The 1346-nt window shown below is 67.9% G+C and carries 1 protein-coding gene; it reads left to right on the top strand.

Annotated features, from left to right (window positions below; genetic code table 11):
* The first annotated feature begins 45 nt into the window (after positions 1 to 45).
* Complete coding sequence (locus tag ACWD4A_RS35355) at positions 46 to 1314, top strand: IS30 family transposase (RefSeq protein WP_451200578.1); 1269 nt, start codon at positions 46 to 48, stop codon at positions 1312 to 1314.
* Positions 1315 to 1346: the final 32 nt, after the last annotated feature.

The raw sequence follows: 1346 nt of genomic DNA, 5'->3' as shown, positions 1-1346 counted from the left end.
CTTCCGTTCTAGTGGTCGTCGCAACACCCCAGTTCAGGGGATGCGATGGACTTCGAGATTCGGGAACAGCGGAAGCCTCAGGGGCCCCGCAGGTTGGTCGCCGAGCGGGCCGCATACTTCCAGCTCATGGAGCAGGGTTACAGCACCCGGGAAGCGGCCCGCATCGTCGGCATCAACCTGCGGACAGGCAAGAAGTGGCGCAACGGCCACCACTCCCCGGGCAAGGGGAAGAAGCCGGTCCCTTCGATCTGTTCGGTCCCCGGGCAGCAGCCCGGGGAGGCGGTTGACCGGAGGAGACCGGCTTCTCGCGCGTCGAGGTACCTGCGCGAGGAGGAACGCATCCACATCGCGGACCGGCTGCGGGAGAAGGCGTCCATCCGGCAGATCGCCGCCGAACTGGGCCGCAGCCCATCGACCGTCAGCCGGGAGATACGCCGTAACCGACGCCCCATGCCCAAGGGCGGCTTCGCCTACCAGCCCTTCCACGCCCACCGCCGCGCTGAACGGCGTCGTGCCCGGCCCAAGGTCGGCAAGATCGGTCAGTGCCCCGAGCTGCGGGACTTCATCCAGGACCGCCTGACGATGCGATGGAGCCCGGAACAGATCTGCCAGGCTCTGCGGGCCCGCTTCCCCGACCGCCCGGAGATGCATGTGGTCCACGAGACGGTCTACCAGGCCCTTTACATCCAAGGCCGCGGAGAACTCCGCCGCGAACTGACCCGCGCCCTTCGGACCGGCAGGGCCATGCGGCGCCCGCACCGCCACGCCGGCAAGCGCATCAGCCGCCCGGTCAAGAACATGGTCATGATCAGCGAGCGGCCCGCCGAAGCTGCCGACAGAGCTGTCCCGGGCCACTGGGAAGGCGACCTGATCATCGGCAAGAACAGCAAGTCCGCCATTGGCACCCTGGTCGAACGCTCCACCCGCTACCTGATGCTCGTCCACCTGCCCGCCGGCCACAGCGCCATCGCCACCCGCAACGCGCTCGCCACGACTGTCCAGAACCTGCCACGACACCTCTGGCGGTCCTTGACCTGGGACCAGGGCTCAGAGATGGCTGCCCACCGGTCCTTCACCGTCACCACCGACATCCCGGTCTACTTCTGCGACCCGGCCAGCCCCTGGCAGCGCGGCTCCAACGAGAACACGAACGGCCTGCTGCGGCAGTACTTCCCGAAAGGCACCGACCTGGCCGCCCACACCCCCGAGGACCTGGCGGCCGTGGCCGCCGAACTGAACAGCCGGCCACGCAAAACGCTCGGCTGGGAAACCCCAGCCGAGCGTCTCGCTAAGCTCCTGGCCACAGCCAGTTGATCACTGTGTTGCTTCGACCCCTGGAATTCGCC

Source organism: Streptomyces sp. NPDC002537 (genome assembly GCF_053594975.1).
This window is presented reverse-complemented; position numbering and strand designations above follow the sequence as displayed.